The sequence below is a fragment of the Arthrobacter arnarulunnguaqae genome (genome assembly GCF_051262515.1).
Lineage (GTDB): Bacteria > Actinomycetota > Actinomycetes > Actinomycetales > Micrococcaceae > Arthrobacter_N.
In genome coordinates, this window is the sequence record NZ_JBIMER010000005.1 from 113005 (window position 1) to 134055 (window position 21051).

General features: G+C 70.3%; 17 protein-coding genes. 8 read left to right on the forward strand and 9 right to left on the reverse strand.

All coding sequences use genetic code 11. The annotated features are described in order from the left end of the window. Window positions 1-53 precede the first annotated feature (53 nt). Both ACHAAJ_RS06985 and trmB read left to right on the forward strand, forming a co-directional pair. A complete protein-coding gene (locus tag ACHAAJ_RS06985; protein WP_435727274.1) occupies window positions 54-2051 on the forward strand; it encodes a penicillin-binding transpeptidase domain-containing protein in 1998 nt (665 codons plus the stop codon). A gap of 10 nt (window positions 2052-2061) precedes the next feature. Then, window positions 2062-2916, forward strand: coding sequence for a tRNA (guanosine(46)-N7)-methyltransferase TrmB (gene trmB, locus ACHAAJ_RS06990; RefSeq protein WP_435727275.1), 855 nt, complete (start codon window positions 2062-2064; stop codon window positions 2914-2916). A gap of 28 nt (window positions 2917-2944) precedes the next feature. Here the strand turns inward: trmB and ACHAAJ_RS06995 are convergent, their stop codons facing one another. From ACHAAJ_RS06995 to dnaK, 6 genes are all read right to left on the reverse strand, one after another. Further along, a complete protein-coding gene (locus ACHAAJ_RS06995; protein ID WP_435727276.1) occupies window positions 2945-3472 on the reverse strand; it encodes an SRPBCC domain-containing protein in 528 nt (175 codons plus the stop codon). Then, window positions 3469-4428: an alpha/beta hydrolase gene (locus tag ACHAAJ_RS07000; RefSeq protein ID WP_435727277.1), complete on the reverse strand. Its 960-nt coding sequence runs from the start codon at window positions 4426-4428 to the stop codon at window positions 3469-3471. Before ACHAAJ_RS07000 ends, ACHAAJ_RS06995 begins: the two co-directional genes overlap by 4 nt. Window positions 4429-4439: 11 nt before the next feature. Next, complete coding sequence (locus tag ACHAAJ_RS07005; RefSeq protein ID WP_435727278.1) at window positions 4440-4868, reverse strand: heat shock protein transcriptional repressor HspR; 429 nt, start codon at window positions 4866-4868, stop codon at window positions 4440-4442. A gap of 5 nt (window positions 4869-4873) precedes the next feature. Further along, window positions 4874-5878, reverse strand: a complete 1005-nt coding sequence (locus ACHAAJ_RS07010; protein ID WP_435727279.1) for a DnaJ C-terminal domain-containing protein — start codon at window positions 5876-5878, stop codon at window positions 4874-4876. Window positions 5879-5978: 100 nt separating this feature from the next. Beyond that, window positions 5979-6662, reverse strand: coding sequence for a nucleotide exchange factor GrpE (locus ACHAAJ_RS07015; protein WP_435727280.1), 684 nt, complete (start codon window positions 6660-6662; stop codon window positions 5979-5981). A 13-nt stretch (window positions 6663-6675) separates the two neighbouring features. After that, window positions 6676-8538 (reverse strand): molecular chaperone DnaK, encoded by a 1863-nt coding sequence (dnaK, locus tag ACHAAJ_RS07020; protein ID WP_435727281.1) that lies wholly within the window; start codon window positions 8536-8538, stop codon window positions 6676-6678. Between the two features lie 323 nt (window positions 8539-8861). Here dnaK and ACHAAJ_RS07025 point away from each other — a divergent pair, with 323 nt between their 5' ends. Next, window positions 8862-9839 carry a trypsin-like serine peptidase gene (locus ACHAAJ_RS07025; RefSeq protein ID WP_435727282.1) on the forward strand — a complete coding sequence of 326 codons (978 nt, stop codon included), beginning with the start codon at window positions 8862-8864 and terminating at the stop codon, window positions 9837-9839. Between the two features lie 186 nt (window positions 9840-10025). Here ACHAAJ_RS07025 and ACHAAJ_RS07030 read toward each other — a convergent pair whose 3' ends face one another. Next, the gene (locus ACHAAJ_RS07030; protein ID WP_435727283.1) at window positions 10026-11675 is read right to left on the reverse strand and encodes a DEAD/DEAH box helicase; all 1650 of its coding nucleotides are present in this window, start codon (window positions 11673-11675) and stop codon (window positions 10026-10028) included. 265 nt (window positions 11676-11940) lie between these two features. Further along, complete coding sequence (locus ACHAAJ_RS07035; protein ID WP_435727284.1) at window positions 11941-14058, reverse strand: MMPL family transporter; 2118 nt, start codon at window positions 14056-14058, stop codon at window positions 11941-11943. Between the two features lie 92 nt (window positions 14059-14150). Here ACHAAJ_RS07035 and ACHAAJ_RS07040 point away from each other — a divergent pair, with 92 nt between their 5' ends. From ACHAAJ_RS07040 to ACHAAJ_RS07060, 5 genes are read left to right on the forward strand one after another with little or no spacing between them, the layout of a single operon-like run. Further along, window positions 14151-14612 (forward strand): MarR family winged helix-turn-helix transcriptional regulator, encoded by a 462-nt coding sequence (locus ACHAAJ_RS07040; RefSeq protein ID WP_435727285.1) that lies wholly within the window; start codon window positions 14151-14153, stop codon window positions 14610-14612. A gap of 12 nt (window positions 14613-14624) precedes the next feature. After that, window positions 14625-16238 carry a phytoene desaturase family protein gene (locus ACHAAJ_RS07045; protein ID WP_435727286.1) on the forward strand — a complete coding sequence of 538 codons (1614 nt, stop codon included), beginning with the start codon at window positions 14625-14627 and terminating at the stop codon, window positions 16236-16238. A gap of 19 nt (window positions 16239-16257) precedes the next feature. Beyond that, a complete protein-coding gene (locus ACHAAJ_RS07050) occupies window positions 16258-16881 on the forward strand; it encodes a LysE family transporter (RefSeq protein ID WP_435727287.1) in 624 nt (207 codons plus the stop codon). Between the two features lie 21 nt (window positions 16882-16902). Continuing rightward, entirely contained in the window at window positions 16903-17406 is a 504-nt protein-coding gene (locus tag ACHAAJ_RS07055; protein WP_435727288.1) for a low molecular weight protein-tyrosine-phosphatase, read from the forward strand. Further along, window positions 17396-19477, forward strand: coding sequence for a chorismate-binding protein (locus ACHAAJ_RS07060; protein WP_435727289.1), 2082 nt, complete (start codon window positions 17396-17398; stop codon window positions 19475-19477). Before ACHAAJ_RS07055 ends, ACHAAJ_RS07060 begins: the two co-directional genes overlap by 11 nt. A 40-nt stretch (window positions 19478-19517) precedes the next feature. Here the strand turns inward: ACHAAJ_RS07060 and cls are convergent, their stop codons facing one another. Beyond that, complete coding sequence (gene cls, locus ACHAAJ_RS07065) at window positions 19518-20999, reverse strand: cardiolipin synthase (RefSeq protein WP_435727290.1); 1482 nt, start codon at window positions 20997-20999, stop codon at window positions 19518-19520. Window positions 21000-21051: the final 52 nt, after the last annotated feature.

The following is a 21051-nucleotide window of genomic DNA, read 5'->3' on the forward strand; positions in this document are numbered from 1 at the left end:
GCGCCCCCGACCCGCCATCGGGAAGTCCCCCAATTAATGGACATAATGGGTGCATGACCCCCACCCCCCGGTCCATCGCCGCCGTCGTCCTCCTGCTCCTCGCCTCGTCGCTGGCCGCATGCAGCGAGCAGGCGCCGGATCCCGCGCCCGCCGCAGCGGCACTGGCACAGGGTCTGGCCGAAGCGGAACTGTCGGCTGTTCCGGTCGTGGGCGGGGACGGCGCGGGTGCGACCGACGCGCTCGAGCTCGCCTACGGCCCACTGACCGACGTGCCCCGGACGGTAACGGTGGAATCGGTGGCGATCGACGGGCGGCCCGACGACGACGGGCCGGCCACCGCGACGGCGACTTTGCGCAGCGTGTGGGATGTCGACGATTCGGACGAGGACTGGTCCTACACCACGGAGGCCACGCTGGAATACAACACGGAGGCGGAAGCCTGGGAGACGCGCTTCGCCCCGGACGTGGCCGTGAAGGGGCTCCGCGACGGCGAGACGCTCCGGCTGCGCACGGCGACCGCCGAACGCGGCGACATCCTCGGCGCCGACGACGACGTCCTGGTCACCAACCGCCCGGTGTTGCGCCTGGGCATCGACAAGAGCCGGCTCGACGGCGGCTCGGCCGCCACCAGCGCCCAGGCCCTGGCCGGGCTCGTGGACATCGACGCGCAGGACTTCGCCCAGCGCGTGGAGGCCGCTGGCGACAGGGCGTTCGTCGAAGGCATTGTGCTCCGGGATGACGACTCCCTGGCGATCACCGAAGCCGACGTCGCGGAGATCCCGGGGGGCCGGGCCATTCCGGACGAACTGCCACTCGCACCGAGCCGGACGTTCGCCCGCGCCATTCTGGGCACGGTCGGCCCGGCGTCGGCCGAGCTCGTCGAGAAGTCCGAGGGCAGGCTGTCCGCCGGGGACGCGGCCGGGCTGTCGGGAATCCAATCGACCTACGACGAGCGTCTGGCCGGGACACCGGGCCTGTCAGTGTGGACGGCCCCGGCGCCTTCGGGGGACTCCGGGGGCGACACCAGCGCGGAGCCGAATGCGGCCGAGGGCGCCGACGCGGCCGGGGAACCGCGCCAGCTGTTCAGCCGACCGGCGGTGGACGGCGAGGCCATCAAGACAACGCTCGACCCGTCCCTCCAGAGCGTGGCGGAGGACATCGTCTCCGCGCCGGACTCGCCCAGCGGGATCGTCGCACTGCGGCCGTCGGACGGCTCCGTGCTGGCCGCCGCCAGCGGACCCCAGAGCAACTCCTACAACACGGCCATGATCGGCCGGTATGCCCCCGGGTCCACGTTCAAGGTGGTTTCCGCGCTGGCGATGCTGCGTTCCGGCTACACGCCCCAAAGCGAGGTCGAATGCCCGCAGACCACCGTCCTGGATGGCCGGAGCTTCAAGAACTACACGGGATACCCGGAGGCGGGCTTGGGCACCATCACCCTGTCCGAGGCCATTGCGCAGTCCTGCAACACCGTGTTCATCCAGGCCAGCGACAAGGTGGACATGGCAACAGTCGCCGAGGCGGCCGGATCGCTGGGCCTCGCGGAGGAACCCAGCGCGGGCGCACCGGCCTTCCTCGGGTCCGTACCGACGGACTCCACAGGCACCACGCACGCCGCCAACATGATCGGGCAGGGCGTGGTGGAGTCCTCCGTGCTGGGCATGGCCACGGTGGCGGCCTCGGTCGCGAACGGAGCAACCGTCTCCCCGCGGATCGTGGAGGACCCCGCCCCCGCGGCCGCCAGGCAACCGTCCACCCCCCTGACCGAGGACGAGGCCGCCCAACTGCTGGACATGATGGGCGGAACCGTAGACCACGGCACCGTCACCGAACTCCAGGACGTGCCAGGGCCGGCGGTCGCCGCCAAGACCGGAACGGCCGAATACGGCGACGGGACCGAGGACCTCCGGCACACCTGGGTCATCGCCGTCCAGGGCGATCTGGCCGTCGCCGCCTTCGTCGAGACGGGAACCTCCGGGGCCGAAACCGGCGGCCCGTTGATCAAGGAGTTCCTCACCCGGGCGCACGTCCTCGCCGCCGCGGACGGCTAATCTTGATCCAATGGACACCCACGACCCCAAGCCGCCGCAAAGCGGGCGCGCCGTCGACGACCTGAGCTACTACCGCACCGAACCGGTCTCGTTCGTGCGCCGCGGAACGCGCCTGCACGGCAGGCGCCAGGAGGCCTGGGAGCGCCAGTCCGGCCGATTCCTGCTGGAGGTCCCGCGCCACCACGCCGACACCTCGGTCCACGCGAACTTCGGCTTCGACGCCGCCGCGGCGTTCGGACGGGTTGCGCCGCTGACCGTGGAGATCGGTTCCGGGCTCGGGGAGGCCGTGGCCGACGCCGCCGAACGGCATCCCGAACGCGACTTCCTGGCCGTCGAGGTGTACCGCCCCGGCCTCGCGCAACTGATGGTGCGGATCGAGCAAAAGGGCCTGACCAACGTCCGGGCCGTTCAGGCCAACGCCCCGGAGGTCCTGGACGTGATGCTGCGCCCCGGCTCCGTTGACGAACTGTGGGTGTTCTTCCCCGACCCGTGGCACAAGGTGCGGCACCACAAGCGTCGTCTGGTGAAGGCGTCGTTCGCGGACAAGGCTGCGCGTGTCTTGGCGCCCGGCGGCACGTGGCGCCTGGCCACCGACTGGTCCAACTACGCCGAACAGATGCGCGAAACGCTGGATTCCTCCGCGGATTTCAAGAACCTCCACCCGGGCGGCGACGCCGGCCCGGAAGGAACCCTGACGCGGGTGCGCCGCGGCGGACTCGAAGGGCACGAGGGCGAATCAGAGTTCACGGACGAACGCGGCGGCTGGGCTCCGCGCTTCGACGAACGCGTCCTCACCAGCTTCGAGGGGAAGGCGCTGAAGGCCGGACGGCTGGTCTTCGACCTGGCCTACCGGCGAACGGCCTAGGTCCTCCGCTCGTCGGCCTCGCGCGGGGTTAGCCGGCCGCTTGCGGGGGCAACGCCGTGGCGGCCTCCGGGCCGAATTTGGCCGCGTACGCGTCGAACAACGGCTTCCAGTCCTTGTCGGCGTCCTCGACGTATCCGCCGACCGATTCGCGCAGGTTGGCCAGGCAGACGTGCCATCCCGCGCCGTCGCGCGCGCCCCGTCCCCGATCGTCGAGCGAGGCGGCGAACACGAGGCGCGTTCCGGCGTCGTACTCCTGAAGCGCGATGCGCAGGGAATCGCTCTCCCACCGGAAGGCCAGGCTGCAGCCGGATTCGACGTCGACGACCTCGCCGCGCATCGGCTCCGCGTCGGGTTCGGCGGGGAACGTGAAAACGAGGTCGCGCCCCGGCGTCCACTCGCCCACGATGGCGGCCGGAAACCAGTCTCGCAGCCCGTCCCGGGTGGTCACCGCGATCCAGGCGTCCCAGCGGTTGACCGGCAGGTCGATTCCGTAGGTCAACACCCAGCGCTGTCCCGCCGGCGCGAAGGTGGCCAAGTCCATTGCGTACCCCGTCATGGCCACAGTCTACGGCTGGCCGGCCGCGCGCCCACCGGTTCGCGGCCCGTGGTGACCAGGGCCAGGTTCCGCAGCGACTGCGTTCCCGGGTCGCGGTAACCATGGCTGGCCCGGCGCGCCCCGGGCACGAACCGCGACGTGTTGTGGCCGGTGACCGGCAACAGGCCAAGGTCCGCCGCGCCGTCGACGCCGAAACCGCGGCCCGGCACGAGGGTCCGTCCGCTCAAAGCGCGCCCGGCGCGCGCCAGCCAGTCGTCTGCCGCGACGCCTTCGAACACGGCATCGCCGGCGAGCCCCATCAGGGACGGTTCCAGGGCCAGCTGCCGCGGCACTCCGGCGGAGCCGGTCGTCGCCAGGACGTCCACGCGGATCCGGGGCGTGCCGGGGCCGTCCGGCTGCGCGGCCAGACGCTCCAGGGCGTGGGCGGCGAGGGTGGCCCCGTAGGAGTGTGCCTCGATGGCGGTGCGCGGCGCGTCGGGCCGCAGCCGGGCGTAGCGACGCAGATCGTGGGCCAAACGTTCGACGGCGGCGCGGGCCGTCCGGTTGAAAACCGCCCGCAGCAGGCCCGGGGCGGGATAGGCGAGCCAGGCGACGACCGCCGGGTCCGGTTCCCCCACCAACCGCTGTTCGAGCAGGAGCTGCCCGGCCTCGCGCGTGGTGCCCCACATCGCCGTCGTCGCCCGGATCCCCGCGCCGGAGAGTTGCCAGGTCACATGGGTGGCCGTGTCCAAGTTGCCGACCGCGACGGCGGCCAGCGGCTCTGGCCCCGCGAGGTCCAGGTAGAGCAGCCGGCGGCGCGGAATCGCGGCGTCCATGGACGAGGGCCGCAACGCGTGGACCACCCCGTCGATGGCGGCCTTGTGCCGTTGCGGCAGGCTGTCCCGCCGCCCCTTGAGGACGTCCAGGCGCGCCTCCGCCGCGTCGCACAGCTCCGCGTAGCCCGTGGGCACCGGCACGGCCGGACCCCCTACTGCTGGGGCCGCCAGACCACCACGGCCTGGCTGCGTCCGCGGGGGCGCTTGCCGCGCGCCAGGGGGACGACGTCGCCGCCCGCGCCCGCCGCGAACACCCGGAAGAGTTCGGCGTTGCGCCGGCCGGACCGCGTGGCGTCCAGTTCCTGGGTCAGCTCGGTCACGCGGGCCCGCAGGGCCGCGACCTGGTTCTCGAGCTCGAGGACGCGGCGGATGCCCTCCAACGAGACGCCGTCCTTGGAAAGGCGCTGCACCTCGCGGAGGAGGTCGACGTCGTGCTGGCTGTAACGACGCTGCTTGCCGCGCTGCCGCGACGGGGAGACCAGGCCCATCCTGTCGTACTGGCGGAGGGTCTGCGGGTGCATCTCGGCGAGCTCCGCGGCAACGGAGATGACGAAAATGGGCACAAACCGGTCCGGCATCATGGGCGCTACAGCACCGCCTTGGCGGCCAGACCGGCCCGTGGATCGGCGTCCGCGGTGGCCTCGGCGAACGCCTTGACGGCCGCCTCGGCTTCGCCGCCGAGCTTTTGCGGTACGACGACGTCGATCGTCACCAGCAGGTCGCCGGTGGCCTTGGACGTCTTGATCCCGCGTCCCTTGAGGCGCAGCGTGCGCCCGGAGGCGGACCCGGCGGGAACCTTGACCTTGACCGTCTCGCCGGTCAGTGTCGGCACCTCGATCTGGCCGCCCAGTGCGGCCTCGGGGAACGTCACCGGCACGTGGATGCGGATGTTGGCGTCCTCGCGGATGAAGAACGGGTGCGGCCTGACGGAGACCTTCACCATGAGGTCGCCGTAGCCGGCCTGTCCGCGCTGGCCCTTGCCCTTGACCCGGACCGTCTGTCCGTCCTTGATCCCCGCGGGAACCCGGACGTCGATCACCTCGCCGCTCGGTTCGCGCAGCCCGATCGTGGTCCCGTTGACGGAGCCGGCGAAGGAGATGGTCGTGCTCGCCGTGCGGTCCGCGCCCTTGCGGGGGGCCTGCTGGTACCCGCCGGCGCCGCCGAAACCGCCGCCGCCGAAGAGGTCCGCGAACTCCGGCGGCACCTGTCCGGACTGAAAACCGCCCTGCGGGAATCCACCGCGACCGCGGGCCCCCGCGGGTCCGCCCGGTCCCCCGAAGAGGTTGCCGAACATGTCGTCGAATCCCGCACCCTGCCCGTGCCCGCCGGGACCGCCCGCCGTGAAGCGGGCTCCGGATCCCATGGCTCGGATCGCGTCGTACTGCTGGCGCTCCTCGGGGTCGGAGAGCACCGAGTGCGCCTCCGTGATGTCCTTGAACCGCAGTTCGGACGCCGCCTCCCCCGAGTTCGTGTCCGGGTGGTGCTGGCGCGCCAGCTTGCGGTACGCCTTCTTGATGTCGGCGTCGCTCGCGTCCTTGGAGACGCCGAGAATGGCGTAGAAGTCCTTGTCGGCCCAATCCTGACTTGCCATCGGGCGCCTCCTCTCAAAATCCTTCGTGCATTTCTGCCGGTTCGGGTGGGCCGGGGCATGTGCCCCGGCCCACCCGGGCCCTATCTGTTGTCCGCCGTCGCTACTCGCCGGTGGACACGACCACCTGGGCTGCGCGGATCACGCGGTCGCCCTTGCGGTAGCCGGGACGCAGGACCATGCCGACGTGCTCGGCAGGGATCTCCGCGTTCGGCTGCTGCATCAGCGCCTCGTGGATCTGCGGGTCGAACGCCACGCCGGCCTCGGCGATGCGCTCCAGCCCCTGGGCGGCGAGGATGCCGTCCAGCTTGTTCGCGATCGACGCGAACGGGCCGTCCGCGAGGTCGCCGTGCTGCCGTGCCGCGTCCAGGTCGTCCAGCACGGGCAACAGCCCGGACAGGACGGACTGGACCGCGAGTTCGCGAACCGCTTCCCGGTCGCGTTCGACGCGCTTGCGGTAGTTCACGTACTCGGCCTGCAGCCGCAGCAGGTCGTTGCGCAACTCGGCCTCGAGGCCGCCGGACTCGGCGGGGGCCTCCGCGTCCTCCGCGGACACCTCGTTCAGGATCCTTTCGGCCTGCGCGAGCGCGTCCTCGGAGTCGTGGGCCTCGTCGGTCGGCGTGAGGTCCTCGTGGTGGCCCCCGACGGGTGCCTCGGCACCCTCCTGAGGCGAACCGGCGTCGTCCTGGCCGCGGACCTGGCCGGTCTCGGGGTCGATCTTTCGCTTGTCGGTGAAGCGCACGGGTTCTTCGGTGCCGTGCTCCTCCTCGTTGCCGTGGTGCGGCATGGGCACTACCGCCTTACTTCTTCTCTTCTTCGTCGACCACTTCGGCGTCGACGATGTCCTCGTCCGCGGCGTCGGACGCCCCGGCCCCGGACTCGGCTCCGGGCTCGCCGGCGGGCGACTCGGACTGGGCCTGGGCGTAGATGGCTTCGCCCAGCTTGGTCTGCGAGGCCTGCAGCTTCTCGTACGCCACCTTGACCTCGTCGTCGTTGTCCTGGCTTTCGAGGGCGGCCTTCAGCGCGTCGACGTCGGCCTGGACCTCGGTCTTGACGTCCTCGGGCAGCTTGTCCTCGTTGTCCTTGATCAGCTTGTCCACGGAGTACGCGGTCTGCTCCGCATGGTTGCGGGTCTCCGCCGCCTCGCGGCGCTGCTTGTCCTCGGCCGCGTGCTCCTCGGCCTCGCGCACCATGCGGTCGATGTCCTCCTTGGACAGGCTCGAGCCGCCGGTGATAGTCATGGACTGCTCGGTGCCGGTGCCCTTGTCCTTGGCGGACACGTGGACGATGCCGTTGGCGTCGATGTCGAACGTGACCTCGACCTGCGGGATGCCGCGCGGGGCCGGCGCGATGCCGGTGAGCTCGAACGTGCCCAGCGGCTTGTTGTCGCGGGTGAACTCGCGCTCGCCCTGAAACACCTGGATGGACACCGACGGCTGGTTGTCGTCGGCCGTGGTGAACGTCTCGCTGCGCTTGGTCGGGATGGCCGTGTTGCGCTCGATGAGCTTGGTCATCACGCCGCCCTTGGTCTCGATGCCGAGGGACAGCGGGGTGACGTCGATGAGCAGGACGTCCTTGCGCTCGCCCTTGAGGACGCCGGCCTGGAGCGCCGCGCCGACGGCGACGACCTCGTCCGGGTTGACGCCCTTGTTGGGCTCCTTGCCGGCGAGCTCCTTGACCAGTTCGACGACGGCGGGCATGCGGGTCGAGCCGCCGACGAGAACCACGTGGTGGATGTCGGAGACGTTGATGCCGGCCTCGGCGATGACGTCCTTGAACGGCTTGCGGGTGCGCTCCAGCAGGTCCTTGGTCAGGTCCTGGAACTTGGCGCGGGAGAGGTGCTCGTCCAGGTGGACCGGGCCGTCCGCGGTGACGGAGAGGTACTGCAGCGAGATGTTGGTGCTGGTCGCGGAGGACAGCTCCTTCTTCGCCTGCTCGGCGGCCTCCTTGAGGCGCTGGAGGGCGATCTTGTCCTTGGACAGGTCGGCACCCTTGGACTTGGCCTGCGCGAGCAGCCAGTCGACGACGCGCTGGTCCCAGTCGTCGCCGCCGAGGCGGTTGTCGCCGGAGGTGGAGCGGACCTGGATGGTGGAGAACTCGTCCTCGTCCTTGCCCACCTCGAGGAGGGAAACGTCGAACGTGCCGCCGCCGAGGTCGAACACGAGGATGAGCTCGTCTTCCTTGCCCTTGTCCAGGCCGTAGGCCAAGGCGGCCGCGGTCGGCTCGTTGACGATGCGCAGCACGTTCAGGCCCGCGATCTCGCCGGCCTCCTTGGTGGCCTGGCGCTCGGCGTCGTTGAAGTAGGCCGGGACGGTGACGACGGCGTCGGTGACCTTCTCGCCGAGGTACGACTCGGCGTCGTGCTTGAGCTTCATCAGTGTGCGCGCGGAGATTTCCTGCGCGGTGTACTTCTTCTCGTCGATCTCGACGGACCAGTCGGTGCCCATGTGGCGCTTGACCGAGGCGATGGTGCGGTCGATGTTGTTGACGGCCTGGCGCTTGGCGATTTCGCCGACCAGAACCTCGCCGGACTTGGAGAACGCGACCACCGAGGGGGTGGTGCGCGCGCCCTCCGCGTTGGCGATGACGGTGGGCTCGCCGCCTTCCAGAACGGACACGACGGAGTTGGTGGTTCCGAGGTCGATGCCTACGGCACGTGACATGGTGTTTCCTTCTTTCCTTGGAAAACTTGCTGGTATCCGCCCGGCCAACCTCTGGCTTGAGCGTTCTGCACTCAAGTCTACGCATGCCGCATTCGATGTCAATTCACACTTGAGCGAACCCGACTCAAGTACGTTTATGCCCCGGCGCCCATGCGGCCTACCGGGCTTGGAGGGCCGAGTTTTCCCGGGCGGCTATTTCACAAGAACCGGCGGAATGTTGACTGTCAAGCAAGGCCTTTACAACACATGTCCCACTGGGTAGGTTCTTCACCACACACGGCGATGGAACCTCCGTCGCCGCCTGCATACGAGAAGGGCTTCCCATGGGAAAGCAACACATGGGCCTCGGCATCGCCGCCGTGGCCGCGCTCGTCACCTCGCTGGCCGCCGGCATTCCGGCGCAAGCCGCACCGTCCGGCGGGTCCGACGTCGTCAGCCACACGGTCGCCGCCTCCGAGAAGGCCGGCGGGTACTGGACCGCGGAGCGCATGCGCAACGCCATTCCGGCCGACGTCCTTGCACAGAAGTCCCTCGGCAAGGCCGCGACCGCGGCCGAGCACGTCGCCAAGGGCCTGGAGGAGCGCGTGGGCGGCCTCAAGGCCAAGGGTGGCCCCGGCAACGGAAACGGGAAGGGCAAGCAAAGCCTGCACGCCGACGAAACCCCCGTTAGCCACATCGGCAAGGTCTTCTTCACGCTCGACGGACAGAACTACGTCTGCTCCGGCAACTCCGTGGTCTCCGCCAACGAAGGCACCGTCTCCACCGCGGGTCACTGCCTGAACTCCGGACCGGGCGAGTTCGCCACCAAGTTCACGTTCGTTCCCGCCTACGAGGACGGCCGCGCACCCTACGGCCAGTGGGCCGCGGAATCGCTGCACGCCCCGAGCCAGTGGAGCGGCTCCGGGGACATGACGTACGACACCGGTTTCGCCGTGGTCTCCCCCGTCAACGGCGCCAGCCTGACGGACACGGTCGGCGCCTCCGGCGTGCAGTTCAACGCCGACCGAGGCCTCACGTACAAGGCATTCGGCTACCCGGCCGCCAACCCGTTCGACGGCCAGTCACTGGTCTCCTGCACCGGCGCGGCCAGCAACGACCCATACAACCCGCAATTCAACTCGCAGGGCATTTCCTGCGACATGACCGGCGGATCCTCCGGCGGTCCGTGGTTCATCGGCACCGGTTCGGACGGCTACCAGAACTCCGTGAACAGCTACGGCTACAGCATCTCCAACGTCATGTACGGGCCCTACTGGGGCTCCGTGATCCAGTCGACGTACCAGACCGCGTCCTCCAGCTAACCTAAGGCACCCTCCGCACGCGAAAACGGCGGGCGGCACCATCTTCATGGTGTCGCCCGCCGTCGCGTGCGGGTCCGTTCCGGCTAGTCGCGGACTCCCTCGGGAGCCGTGCGATGGCTTTCGGCCGGATGGATCGGACCCTGCGTTGCCGGAGCCGCGGAGGGGTCGCCCCCTCCGCGGGGACTGCTAGTCCTTCTGGTTGGACTGCGGCGCGGTGGCGCGGCGGCCGCCGCGCGAGCGGCCCGAACGTGCGGCGCCGGTCGCGGCGGCCGCACCGTTCTGCCCCAGCGCGTCCCCGATGGTGTTGCCCAGGCCGCGGCTCGGGCCCGCACCGGCGGGACGGTGCGTTGCGGCCCCCTGCGAGGCCGTCGTGTGGCGGGTGCCCGCCGGGCGTCCGCCCGTTGCCCCGGCCGACTTCTGTCCCCCGCGGTTGCCCGCGGGGCCGGACTTCGGCGCTCCCTGGCGGCGGGCGACGTCGCGGTCCCCACGCCCCTCGGAGCGTCCGCCGGAACGGACGTCGGAGCGTCCACCCGCGCCCTCGGCGGCACCCTGGCGGGCACGGCCGCCGCGTCCGCGGCCCGAGCGCTCGCCCGAGGCGCCGGCGCCGGCGTCGTTCCCGCCACGGGTGCGGCGCTGCTGCACGGGTGCCTGCGGCGCCACGTAGGCGACCTCGGCCGCACGGTTGCCGACGACGGCGGCGACGGCCTCGGAATCCGGGGTCACCGACTCGAACGGAACCTTGAGGCCGGCGGCCTTCAGGAGCGAACGCACGTCGCCCTGCTGGTCCGGCGTCGCGATGGTCACGACGGTGCCGTCGCTGCCCGCGCGGGCCGTGCGGCCCGAACGGTGCAGGTACGCCTTGTGCTCGGCCGGCGGGTCGACGTGGACGACCAGCTCCACGCCGTCGACGTGCACGCCGCGGGCGGCGACGTCCGTGGCGACGAGGACGCGCGCCGTTCCCCCGGAGAAGGCCGCGAGGTTGCGGTCGCGGGCGTTCTGCGACAGGTTGCCGTGGAGGTCGACCGCGGGCACGCCCGACTTGGACAGCCACACGGCCATCTTCTTGGCGTGGTGCTTGGTGCGCATGAACATGATGCGGCGTCCGCTGCCCGAGGCGAGCTCGCGGACGAGCTCCTTCTTCAGGTCGTTGTCGACGAGGAACACGTGGTGCTCCATGGTGTTCACGGCCGCCTGCGGGGCGTCCACCGAGTGCGTCACGGGCTTGTCGAGGTAGCGCTGGACCAGCTTGTCGACGCCGTTGTCCAGGGTCGCGGAGAAGAGCATGTGCTGGATGCCGCGCGGGGTCTTGTCCAGGATGCGCTTGACCACCGGCAGGAAGCCGAGGTCGGCCATGTGATCGGCCTCGTCCAGGACGGAGACCTCGACCTGCGAGAGGTCGACGCAGCGCTGGTTCATCAGGTCCTCGAGGCGGCCGGGGCACGCGATGAGGATGTCGACGCCGGCGTTGAGTTCCTTTTCCTGGCGCGACTGGGAGACTCCGCCAAACACGACTGCGGTGCGGAGCTTCGCGGATTCGGCGAGCGGGATGACCACTCGGCTGATCTGTGTGGCGAGCTCTCGCGTCGGCGCCATGATGAGGGCGCGGGGGAAGCGGGCACGGCGCTGCTTCGGGTTGGCAACGAGCCGAGCGACCAGCGGAAGCGAGAACGCGAGGGTCTTGCCGGATCCGGTCTGGCCGCGTCCGAGGACGTCCTTGCCGGCCAGCGTCGACGGGAGGGTCGCCTCCTGGATCGGGAAAGCGGACTCGATGCCCTGGCTTGCGAGGACGTTGGCCAATTCGGCGGGCACGCCGAGGGAAGTGAAGGAAGCGCTCATGGCTGCTTTCGGTCGTTGCTGCGCGCAACCGGGTTCGGCGCGCGTTGTCGCCGAAGAAGAGGAATGCCTGGGCCCGTGTTCACAGGCTCCGCCGAACCGCCCCGAAGGCGTCCGGCCTTCCGCCGCGACGGCGGCGCACGATGGGGTGCGCTCCGCGGCGGGAAAAGGATCAAATCTGTCGACGCATGGTCCCGCTGGACCGACTCTTTGGCCGGTTTGGCGGTGCCACAATGTTCAACTGTACCAGCACGGGTCGCGGTCGACGTCATTTCGCTCCCAAACGCAGCCGTCCCGGCCACCAGATGTTTCTACCGATGTCCAAGGCCAGTGCCGGCACCAACAGCGACCGCACCACCAAGGTGTCCAGCAACACGCCGAACGCGACGATGAAGCCGAGCTGCACCAGGAACATGATGGGGATGACGCCCAAGGCGGCGAAGGTGGCCGCCAGCACGACCCCGGCGGACGTGATGACCCCACCGGTGACGGAAAGCCCACGCAGGACCCCTTCCCTCGTCCCATGGCGGCGCGATTCCTCACGAACCCGCGTCATCAAAAAGATGTTGTAGTCCACACCCAACGCAACCAGGAAGACGAATCCGAACAGCGGCACGGACGGATCAGCCCCGGGGAAGCCGAATATCCCGTTGAAAACCAACGCCGAGACGCCCAGCGCAGTTCCGTAGGAGAGCACCGTGGTGGCGATCAGCAACAGTGGCGCCACGACGGATCGCAGCACGAACATCAGGATCAGCAGGATGGCCCCAAGGATCAGCGGGATGATCTTCACCAGGTCCGCCTGGGCGGTGGCGTTGGTGTCGAGCGACGTGGCGGTGGTTCCGCCGACAAGGGCCTGGGCGTCGACGGCTTGCGCCGCCTCGCGCAGCCGCACCACGGTGGCCTCGGCCTCCGGAGAATCTGCCGCATCGGAGAGGGTAACGGAAATCAGGACCCTGCCATTGACCTCCACTGGCGGTCGCTCCGGACCCGGGGCGCCGACACCCGCGGGTCCGCCGTCCTCGGCCTGCACATAGGCGGAAGCGACACCGTCGACCGTATCGATGTCCGCCAGTACATCGTCCATGCCAGCGGCGGCCGTCACCACGAAGGCCGGGCTGCCTGTGCCAGCGTCGAAGTGCCGCGCGAGCGCCTGCTGGCCGGCTGCCGACTCGGTCTCACCCAGCACCAGTTCGCTCTGCGGCACGCCATTGGCCTTCAGTTGCGTGATGCCGAGGCAGCCGACGACGAGCACCAGCGCGGTCAGTGCCCATATGGGTCGGGGGTGCCTGCCGACGAATGCAGCGATGCCGCCCCACAGTCCCGCCCTCCTGACGGCGCGCCCTTCCATGTTCCCCCGCGCTCGCGGCGCGAACGGCCAATACGCCGTGCGGCCCAACAACAACAACGCGGCGGGGAGGAACGTCAGGGCAGCGATCACGGAGAAAACAATTCCGGCAGCACCGATGGGCCCCAGTGCCTTGTTGGAGTTCAGATCGGAGAACATGAGACACAGCAAGCCAACCGTCACCGTTCCGGCGGACGCCAGGATCGGCTCCGCCGACGCCCGCCACGCAGTGGTCACGGCACCGACGCGGCCTTGCCCCTCGGCCAGCCCCTCCCGGTGCCGAGCCACCAAGAGCAACGCGTAGTCGGTCGCGGCGCCGATCACCAGGATGGACAGGATCCCCTGCCCTTGCCCGTCCAGCTTGATCCAGCCCCATTTCGCCATGCCGTACACGGCCAGCACCGCGGCGCACAGCGCGGCAACGGATGTGAACAGCACAGTCAGTGGCAGCAGGACGGACTTGTAGACCAGCAACAGGATGAACAACACCGCGATCAGCGCGACACCCAGAAGAATGCCGTCGATGCCGCCGAATGCCTCCACCAGGTCCGCACTGAAGCCTGCCGGGCCGGTCACGTACACCTGGACGCCCTCGGGCACGACGCCCGATACCAGCGTCCGGAGCCCTTGCACCGATTCCTCTACGTCCGCCGCCGCATCGAGGGGCACCAGCAGTTCCAGCGCCAACCCGTCCTCCGAAACGAACGGGCCGGCGATATCCCCGGCAACCGGGACGCCCTTCCCGATGTCGGTCGCCAGCCCCGCCGCGTCGATCGATTGGATCGCCTCGGCGTCTCTAGCCTCGAACAGCACGACCGCGGGTATTGCGTCCGTGCCGACGAAGCGTAGTTGCCATTCGAGTGCCTGCGTGGCCTCGGCGGATGCGGGCAGGAACGACGCCTGCCCGCTGGTCTGAACGTCTCCAAGTTTACCGAAGACGGGTCCGCCCACGCCGGCGATCCCCAACCAAGCCAGAACCAACACGAAGGCCACCGATGTCCACCGCGTTGTCGACGCGCCCCTGCCCTGCCGGTCCATGCCGCTCCTTCGTCGTAAGTCGTGGGTGAACTAATTCCATTACAGACTAGTTCCACAATAGAGAAACACAAGCACTGAACTAGGATGTCGGCATGGAACAAACCGACGCCGACAGACTCGTCCAGGGACTTCAGCGGTTCGCGCTGGCATCGGACCGGTTCATCGACAGACTCGCCGGGCTCAACAGGATGCACCGCACCGACCTCAACGCGCTGTCCGCGGTGATGCGTCACGAACTCGCGGGCGGGGCCCCGACCGCCTCGCAGGTCGGCCGCGATCTGAGCCTGAGTTCGCCGGCGACCACGGCCATGCTGGACCGGCTCGAGCGGTCCGGCCACGTGGCGCGCGAGCGAACGGATGCGGACCGGCGCGTCGTCCGCGTGACGTCCACGCCGAAGGCTGCGGAGGATGGGCGCCTGATGTTCGGGCCCATGGCGCATCGGCTCGGGGCGGCGTTTGTCGGCTACGCCGCGGAGGAGGTCCAGACCATCGAACGCTTCCTAGCCGAAGCCGCCACGGCTATGGAGGCCGCGGCGAAAGATCTCACGGACTAGGGCATGGTCCGGATGGAAGCCCCCCGCGACGTGGTCGTCGTCGGCGGCGGACACAACGGGCTGGTCGCCGCGACCCTGCTGGCGCGGGCGGGCCGATCGGTCAGGGTGCTGGAGCGCGCGGACCACGTCGGCGGCGCCGCGGTCTCCGAGGAGGTCTTTCCGGGGGCGCGGATCTCGCGCTACTCCTACCTGGTCAGCCTCTTTCCCCAGGAGCTCCTGGACGAACTCGGCATCGAACTCGAGTTGGTGCCGCGCCGCTACTCCTCCTACACGCCGCTTCCCGGGACCTCGTCCGGCCTGCTGGTGGACAACCACGACGCCGGTGCGACGGCGTCGTCGTTCGCCTCCGTCGGCGCGGCGGAGGACGCCCAGGGGCTCGAGGGCTTCCAGCGCCGCACCGCGGCGTTGGCCGCGGGCCTGTGGCCCACGGTGATGGGCCCGCTCCCCCGCCGCTCCGAGGCGCGTGCGCTGGTGTCCGCCCAGCCCGATGGCGCCGCCGCGTGGGACGACTTCATCGAGCGTCCCCTCGGCGCCGCGATCGAGCGGACCCTCAGCTCGGACCTCGTGCGGGGCGTCGTGCTCACCGACGGCCTGATCGGAACGTTCGCCGGCGCGCTGGAGCCCTCGCTGGAACAGAACCGCTGCTTCCTCTACCACGTGATCGGCCGCGGAACCGGGGCTTGGGACGTGCCCCGCGGCGGCATGGGCGCCCTCTCCGAGGCCCTCGCCGATGCCGCGCGGCGGGCGGGCGCGGAGATCCTCACCGGTGCCGAGGCCACGGCCGTGGACCCCCGCGGGTCCGTTCGCTACCGCACGGCCCACGGCTCCCACGAGATCGAGGCGCGGACGGTTCTGGCGAACGTGGCCCCGGCGGTGCTCGACGCGCTGGTTGTTCCCGCGCGGAGCGGCGGCGGCGCGGACCGCCCCGGAGGCGCGGCCGCCGCGGGAGAGGTGCGGGTTCCGCCACCGGCAGGCGCGCAGGTGAAGGTCAACCTCCTGCTCACCCGGCTGCCGCGCCTGCCGGATCCCGCCGTGTCGCCGGAGGCGGCCTTCGGCGGAACGTTCCACGTCAACGAGGGCTACGGGCAGCTGGAGGCGGCGCGGGCGACGGCCGCCGCGGGCCGCATTCCCGAGCCGCTCCCCCTCGAGACGTACTGCCACTCGCTGGCGGACCCCACCATCCTCCGGCGGGACCTCCGGGATTCCGGCCACCACACCCTGACGGTGTTCTCCCTACACACGCCCCATTCGCTCATGGCCGGAACGGATCTGGCGGCCACCCGGGCAGCGATGCAGGCCGCCGTCTTGGCGTCCCTCAACTCCGTCTTGGCCGAACCCATCGAGGACTGCATCGCGCTCGGCCCCGATGGGGCCCCGCACATCGAGACGCGGACCACGGCCGATCTCGAGGAGTCGCTCAACATGCCCGGCGGCAACATCTTCCACGGGCCGCTCTCGTGGCCGTTCGCCGAGGACGATGAACCGCTCGCGTCCCCCGCCGCCCGGTGGGGCGTGGCCAGCGCGTGGGAGAACATCCTGGTTTGCGGTGCCGGTTCCCGGCGCGGCGGCGGGGTCAGCGGCCTGGGTGGCTGGGCCGCCGCACGGGCGGTCCTCGAGGGCGCGTGAGCCGCCCTACACTCTTCTGGTGACCCTCTCCCTGTGGCTGTCCCTTCTGGGCGCGTGCGTGCTGATCAGCTTCACGCCCGGCGCCGGGGCGATCAACACCATGACCAACTCGCTCAACGCCGGTTTCCGCCGCTCCTTCTGGGGTGTCCTCGGGCAGCAGGCGGCCCTGCTGGTGCACGTGGTCATCGTCGCCGCGGGCGTGGGACTGCTGGTGGCCAACTCGCCGGTGGCATTCGCCGCCATCCGCTACGCGGGCGCGGCCTACCTCGTCTACCTCGGCGTGCGGCTCATCCTGGCCAAGCCCGACGCCGACACCGCCGCGGTGGACGTCCGCGGCGGCGAACCCGCCTGGTCGATGTTCCGCCGGGGGGTGTGGGTGAACCTCCTGAACCCGAAGGCCATCGTCTTCTTCCTGGCCTTCACTCCGCAGTTCATCCGCCCCGACCAGACGCTGTTGCCGCAGTACCTGGTCTTCATCGGCACGGTGGTGGCCGTCGACATCATGGTCATGTGGTTCTTCTTCGCCGCCGCCGCCAAATCCTTCCGGCGTTTCACCCGTGGCGCGCGCGGGGCACGGATCCTGAATCTGGTGTTCGGCGTCCTGTTCATTTTCGTCGCCGTGCTGTTGCTGCTGATGCACTAGGCGCCAACCTAGACTGAACACATGTACCGGATCACCGCCGTCTGCACGGGCAACATCTGCCGCTCCCCCATGGCCGAATTCATGATCCGCCAGGCCCTGGAGGGCGCCGGGGTCACCGACGTGCAGGTGGATTCCTCCGGCATCAGCGACTGGGAAACCGGAAACCCGGTGGACCCACGCGCCGGCACCGTGCTGGCCTCGGACGGACTCGATGCGGCCGCGCACGTCGCCCGGAAGTTCGACCGCGAGTCCTTCGCGGCCACGGACCTGGTCCTCGCCCTGGATCTCGACCACTTCACGGAACTGCGGCGCCTGGCGCAGTCCCCCGCGGACCAGGCGAAGATCCACATGCTGCGGTCCTTCGACCCCGCTCTTTCCGGAGTTGGGCCGGCCGAACAGGGCATCTACGACCCCTGGTTCGGGGATGCGGCCGACTTCGAGGTGTGCCGCGACATGATCCGCGCCGCCCTCCCCGGACTCGTGGAGCACGTCCGCAAGGAGACGGCGGGGGCGCGTGGGGCGTAGCGCGCCGGTCATCATCGCCGTCGACGGCCGCTCCGGCGCCGGCAAGAGCACCCTGGGGCTGGAACTGGCCACCGCGTTGCGCCGCCACCGCCCCGTGTCGCTGTTCCACCTGGAGGACATCTACCCCGGGTGGGACGGACTCGACGCCGGCATCGACGCCTACCTGCGCGACGTCTTGGAGCCCCTGCACTGGGGCGAGGACGCCCGCTGGACCGCGTGGGACTGGGCCGCCAACGCCGGAGGCGAACGCCGCACGACGGCGGCGGCCCCCGTCGTCGTCGTCGAGGGAGTCGGAGCCGCGGCCGCCGCGGCCCGGGAACGCCTGGACGCCGTCGTCTGGGTGGAGGTGCCCGACGCCGAGCGGCGGCGGCGCGCCCTGGGCCGGGACGGCGAGACCTACGCGCCGCACTGGGAACGCTGGGCCCGGCAGGAGGACGCGTGGCTCGGCCGCGACGCCGTGCCGGAGGCGGCGGACGTCGTGGTGCGCAACGCCGCCGACGGCCGCGCGCCGACCGACACGCTGCGCGCGCTGTTGGCGCTCCCGGCGCTGCGGGCCGCCTTGCATCCCGAGATTGCGCAGGCCGCGTCCCCCACCCTGCTCTCCCGCGACCTGCCCCTCTCGAAGAACGCCACCGCGCCGGACGTCTTCGCGGCGCTCTACGGCGGTGCGACGCACGCGGTGTTGCTGGATTCCTCCAACACCGGAGACCCGGACCCCGGCGGCCGCAACCGCTTCAGCATCATGGCGGCGCCCGACGGCGAGGCCGGCGCCCTGGCCGAGCACCGGTCCGGCAGCACGCGGCTGGACTACGGCTGCGCGAGCGCGCGGGTCGACGGGTCCTTTTTCGCGTGGCTGGACATGGCGTGGGGCGCCCCCCGCCTTCGCGCGCCGGACGGGTTGGAGGCCGGGTTCTGCCTCGGCTGGCTCGGATGGCTGGGCTACGAGCTCAAGCGCGAGTGCGGCGGTTCGGACCTCGCTGCCTCCGCAGGGCACGACGAAGCCTCCGGCCCCGCCGACGCGGCGCTGATCCACGCCGGGCGCGCCGTGGTCCTGGACCACGAGGCGGGCACCGCCTGGCTGCTGGCCTTGGCCGCGCCCGACGCCGAGGACTGGCTGGGGTCCGCTGCATCCGCCATCGACGCTCTGGGATCTCCGGGGGCCCCGTCCTTTGGCGCTGTGTCCCCGGCCGCCCCCGCGGCACCCGTTTTCGTGGTCGCCGACACCCGCGGCGCCTACCTTGACAAGGTGCGGGCGGCCCAGCGCGAAATCCACGAGGGAAACAGCTACGAGGTCTGCCTGACGACGTCGTTGTCCGCCCGGACACCGGGCGCCGGTTGGGACCCCTGGGACGTGTATCGGCGCCTGCGCCTGCGCAACCCGGCGCCGTTCGCCAACTACGTCCGGTTCGGCCGCACCGCCGTCGCCGGAACGTCCCCGGAGCGCTTCCTGCGCGTGGGCGCCGACGGGTTCATGCGGGCCGAGCCGATCAAGGGGACCCGGCGACGCTCCGCGGACCCCGTCGAGGACCGGCGCCTGCAAGAGGACCTCGCGACCTCGCCCAAGGACCGCGCCGAGAACGTGATGATCGTCGACCTGCTGCGCAACGACCTGGTGCGGTCCGCGGACCCGTCGACGCTCTCGGTGCCGCGCTTGTGCGAGGTGGAATCCTACGCCACCGTCCACCAGCTCGTGTCCACGATCGACGCCCGTCTGCGCCCGGACGCCTCCCGCGCCGAGGCCGTGGCCGCGGCCTTCCCTCCGGGTTCGATGACGGGCGCCCCGAAGATCTCCACGATGGCCATCCTGGACCGGTTGGAGGACGGGCGGGCGCGCGGGGTGTACTCCGGCGCGGTCGGCTACTTCTCCCACACGGGCGCCGCGGACCTCTCGGTGGTCATCCGGACGCTGACCATGGAGCGGTGCCCGGGGCCCTCCGGAGGGTGGCGCCTGGCCCTGGGCGTGGGCGGCGCCGTCACGGCCGATTCCGTTCCGGCGGAGGAGTGGGACGAGGTCGTCGCCAAGGCCCACGGGGTCCTCAGCGCCTTGGGATCGACGTTCCCGGATCCGTAGGTGCGTGCCGCGGGGATTCCCTTCGGGGCCGCGGTTTCGGCTACTGCAGCGTGGCGGTCAGCCGGGCCGCGTTGTCCGCCCACCGGGCCAGCGGCGGACGCGCTTCCCATTCCTCGAGCGTGAGCAGCCTGGACGCGGCGCGGTAGACGTCCTGGACCTGCGTCACTTCGGCGACGGCCTCGGCGCCGATCAGCATCACGGAGACCTCCAGGTTCAGGGAGAACGAGCGCATGTCCATGTTCGACGAACCGAAGACGGCGACCTCGTCGTCGACGGTGAAGCACTTCGAATGCAGGACCATCGGCGCCGGGTAGCGGTAGATCTTCACGCCGGCGGACAGGAGTTGCTTGTAGTAGGACTGCTGGGCGTGGTGCACCAGCATCTGGTCCCCCGTTTCGGAGACGAACAGCTCGACGTCGACCCCGCGTTGCGCCGCCGTCGTCACGGCGTAGAGCAGCGAATCGTCCGGGACGAAGTACGGGCTGGTGATGGTCAGCTTCTCGGTCGCCGAGTAGATCAGCGTGGTGAAGAGCCGCAGGTTGTTCTCCAGCTTGAACCCGGGCCCGCTGGGGACAATCTGGCCCGTGATCGATCCGCGCGGCACTTCGGGAACGACCCGGGTGAGGTCCTCCATCAGGTTCTCGTCGGTCTCCTGCGACCAGTCGGTGGCGAACACCACGTCCAGGCCGGTCACCAGGGGGCCGCGGACGCGCGCCATCAGATCCACCCACTCGCGGCCGGCCGCGTGCGCGGACGCGCGCTTGTATCCGGGCTCGATCAGGTTCTGGCTGCCGGTGAACGCGACCTCCCCGTCGATGACCAGGATCTTCCGGTGGTTTCGGAGGTCGGGGCGGCGCCATCGCCTGCGCTGGAGCGAGACGGGCAACATGGCGCGCCACTCGATGCCGGCGTCGTTCAGGCGCTTCTTGAGCTTCGGGAATCCCTTGATCCGGGCGGTGCCCAGGTGGTCGAAGAGGAAGCGCACCTTCACGCCGCGGGCCGACGCCGCGTCCAGCGCGTCCAGCAGCGGACCCGCGAACTCCGGGTCGTCGCCGACGATGTAGAACTGGACATGCACGTAGCGCTCGGCGTCGTTGACCGCGGCGGTCATCGCCTCCAGCGACGCCCGGTAGCCGGTGATGAACTCCAGCGCGTTGCCCTCCTGCATCGGGAAGGCGCCGAGGTTGCGGTTCAGCTCGACGGCGGACCTGACCCAGTCGGGGGCGTCGAACTCGCTGTCGTCGATGTCCAGGTGCTGCGTGGCCGCCAGGACGCGGTCGTTGACGTCCTTCTGCCGCTGGATGCGTCGCTCCGACAGGCGGAAGTTGCCCAACAGGAGGAACAGGACCAGCCCGACGACCGGCATGAAGAAGATGGTCAAAAGCCAGGCCATCGCCGTGGTCGGCCGGCGGTTTCCGGGGACGATGCCGATCATGACCAACCGGATGCCCGCATCGATGACCCAGGCGGTCACGAGAAGCCATGCGGGAAGCGATTCCCACAATGCGAGCGCGTCGAACACGGAACCTCCCAGTCACGCCGAACAATGCCCTCAAGCCTAGCCGCATCCGGCG

Bases quoted from the DNA above. Each gene is read 5' to 3' on its own strand.
- ACHAAJ_RS07045 (WP_435727286.1), top strand. From the start codon at position 14,625: ATGGAAGCCCCCCGCGACGTGGTCGTCGTCGGCGGCGGACACAACGGG.
- ACHAAJ_RS07005 (WP_435727278.1), bottom strand. From the start codon at position 4,868: ATGATGCCGGACCGGTTTGTGCCCATTTTCGTCATCTCCGTTGCCGCG.
- ACHAAJ_RS07035 (WP_435727284.1), bottom strand. From the start codon at position 14,058: ATGGACCGGCAGGGCAGGGGCGCGTCGACAACGCGGTGGACATCGGTG.
- dnaK (WP_435727281.1), bottom strand. From the start codon at position 8,538: ATGTCACGTGCCGTAGGCATCGACCTCGGAACCACCAACTCCGTCGTG.
- ACHAAJ_RS07055 (WP_435727288.1), top strand. From the start codon at position 16,903: ATGTACCGGATCACCGCCGTCTGCACGGGCAACATCTGCCGCTCCCCC.
- ACHAAJ_RS07015 (WP_435727280.1), bottom strand. From the start codon at position 6,662: ATGCCGCACCACGGCAACGAGGAGGAGCACGGCACCGAAGAACCCGTG.
- ACHAAJ_RS07030 (WP_435727283.1), bottom strand. From the start codon at position 11,675: ATGAGCGCTTCCTTCACTTCCCTCGGCGTGCCCGCCGAATTGGCCAAC.
- trmB (WP_435727275.1), top strand. From the start codon at position 2,062: ATGGACACCCACGACCCCAAGCCGCCGCAAAGCGGGCGCGCCGTCGAC.
- ACHAAJ_RS06985 (WP_435727274.1), top strand. From the start codon at position 54: ATGACCCCCACCCCCCGGTCCATCGCCGCCGTCGTCCTCCTGCTCCTC.
- ACHAAJ_RS07025 (WP_435727282.1), top strand. From the start codon at position 8,862: ATGGGAAAGCAACACATGGGCCTCGGCATCGCCGCCGTGGCCGCGCTC.
- ACHAAJ_RS07010 (WP_435727279.1), bottom strand. From the start codon at position 5,878: ATGGCAAGTCAGGATTGGGCCGACAAGGACTTCTACGCCATTCTCGGC.
- ACHAAJ_RS07040 (WP_435727285.1), top strand. From the start codon at position 14,151: ATGGAACAAACCGACGCCGACAGACTCGTCCAGGGACTTCAGCGGTTC.
- ACHAAJ_RS06995 (WP_435727276.1), bottom strand. From the start codon at position 3,472: ATGACGGGGTACGCAATGGACTTGGCCACCTTCGCGCCGGCGGGACAG.